General features: G+C 37.1%; 2 protein-coding genes. One reads left to right on the top strand and one right to left on the bottom strand.

The genetic code is table 11. From position 1 onward, the window contains the following. Window positions 1-45: 45 nt before the first annotated feature. Window positions 46-447, bottom strand: coding sequence for an IS200/IS605 family transposase (tnpA, locus tag ACM03V_RS34325; protein ID WP_414625286.1), 402 nt, complete (start codon window positions 445-447; stop codon window positions 46-48). Window positions 448-537: 90 nt separating this feature from the next. On the opposite strand from tnpA, the gene ACM03V_RS34320 reads away from it, so the two are divergent. Then, window positions 538-1,653 carry an RNA-guided endonuclease InsQ/TnpB family protein gene (locus ACM03V_RS34320; protein WP_414625285.1) on the top strand — a complete coding sequence of 372 codons (1,116 nt, stop codon included), beginning with the start codon at window positions 538-540 and terminating at the stop codon, window positions 1,651-1,653. Window positions 1,654-1,855: the final 202 nt, after the last annotated feature.

Here is a 1,855-nt window from a genome sequence, read left to right as displayed (position 1 = left end):
AGAGGAAAGCGACACGGGCGGTTTTAACCGCCGTAGTATTTTCAATTATCCGTGATGTGGGTCTTCGATATATTTCTTAATTACTTCGCTGCAAACGTTGCCCGCAGTGCTAATAAAATAACTATTTGTCCATAACGATGGGAGTTTCTTTAAATCTGGGAACTCCTTTCTCAGTATGTAACTCGAACGACCTTTAAACGCTTTAACTACTAAGTGTGGTGTATCTGTAGGTTTTACACTGACAAATAGATGAATATGGTCTGGCGCTACTTCTAAAGCCAAAATATCCCATTCTTTCTCTACAGCTAATTCTGCGAATACTTGTCTTAGTCTTGTTGCTACACCCCCTACTAAAACACGCTTTCTTCTTTTAGGTATCCAAACGAAATGGTAATTAACCAAGAATTTAACGTGGTTGTGAGTTTTATATTCGTTAACAGCTAACATAATAATTTGTTTTTTACTCAGTACCTATTGACAAACAGAATTTTAGTAGATTAGTATATATATGTCAACAAAACACGGGAGGTCGAATCAGTGGATAAGGTTAAGAAAAAGATTGGTATACAGCAAGTTCTATTGCATTTAGATAAAGATACCGAGGCGTTGATAGAATATCTCTGTCAACAATCTGGTAAGCTTTATAATTGCGGCATTTATTTTGCGCGTCAAATTTTCTTTAAAACTGGGAAGTTGCTAACAGGTAAGTTTGATTTAGCTTTTGAATCAACAGTAGCAAAAACGTTACTAGCTCAGTCAATGCCGTCAACACCTATGCAGCAAACTTTAATGTCTGTCGCTGAAGCTTTTAAATCTTATAAAGGGTTAAGAGAATTATTTTTTAAAGGTCAGCTACACTTTAAGCCTAAGCCGCCAAGTTATTTAAAAGGTTCAAAACTATTCAAAGTTGCGTACCCTAATTCTGGCGGTCAAAAGCCTAAATTAATTGATGGTAGATTAAGATTCTCGTTAGGATTAACTGTTAAACGTTGGTTTGGGGTTAAAGAATTCTTTTTACCCATGCCCACGAATATTGATTTTAACAAAGTTAAAGAATTTACTATTCTTCCTAAAAGCGGTGCATTTTATTTAGAGTTATCTTACGAAGTTGATACTGTTAAAGCTGAGTTAGATTTCAGTCAAGCTTTATCAATCGACTTGGGAGCCGCCGATAATTTAGCAGCTTGTGTTGATACCTTGGGCAACTCCTTATTAGTTGATGCTCGTGCAATGAAGGCAATGAATCAACTTTGGAATAAAAAAGTAGCAACTAGAAAAGCGTCGAAGTCAGAGAATTATTGGGATAAATGGTTAGATAAAATAACTCGTAAACGTAACCATCAAATGAGAGATGGCATTAACAAAGCTGCCAAAATAATTATTAACCACTGCTTAAAATACGGTATTGGTAATTTAGTTATTGGTTGGAACGAAGGCTTTAAATCTAACGCCAATATGGGTAGATTGAACAACCAAAAGTTTGTTCAAATGCCGTTAGGGAAGTTGAAAGATAGATTGAAGCAGCTTTGCGAGTTGTACGGAATTAAGTTTCAAGAGACGGAAGAAGCTTATACTTCAAAAGCCAGTTACTTAGATGGAGACTCCCTGCCTCAATTCGGCAAAAAACCGGAGGGGTGGAAAGCCGTACCGTAAACGTGTAAAACGCGGCTTGTATAAATCCTCCAATGGCTCAATTGTGAACGCGGACTTAAACGGTTCAGCAAATATTTTAAGAAAAGTAGCCAGCAATCTAAGCTTAGACTTAGGCTTACTGGGTAGACGGACTTTGACATCCGTAGCGAGAGTTAGACTTTGGGTGCTACCTAAGTTTACTCTGGAAGCAGTTTCTCAGTGT

Origin of the sequence: Calothrix sp. CCY 0018 (genome assembly GCF_963920925.1) — a bacterium.
GTDB lineage: Bacteria > Cyanobacteriota > Cyanobacteriia > Cyanobacteriales > Nostocaceae > Rivularia.
This window is presented reverse-complemented; position numbering and strand designations above follow the sequence as displayed.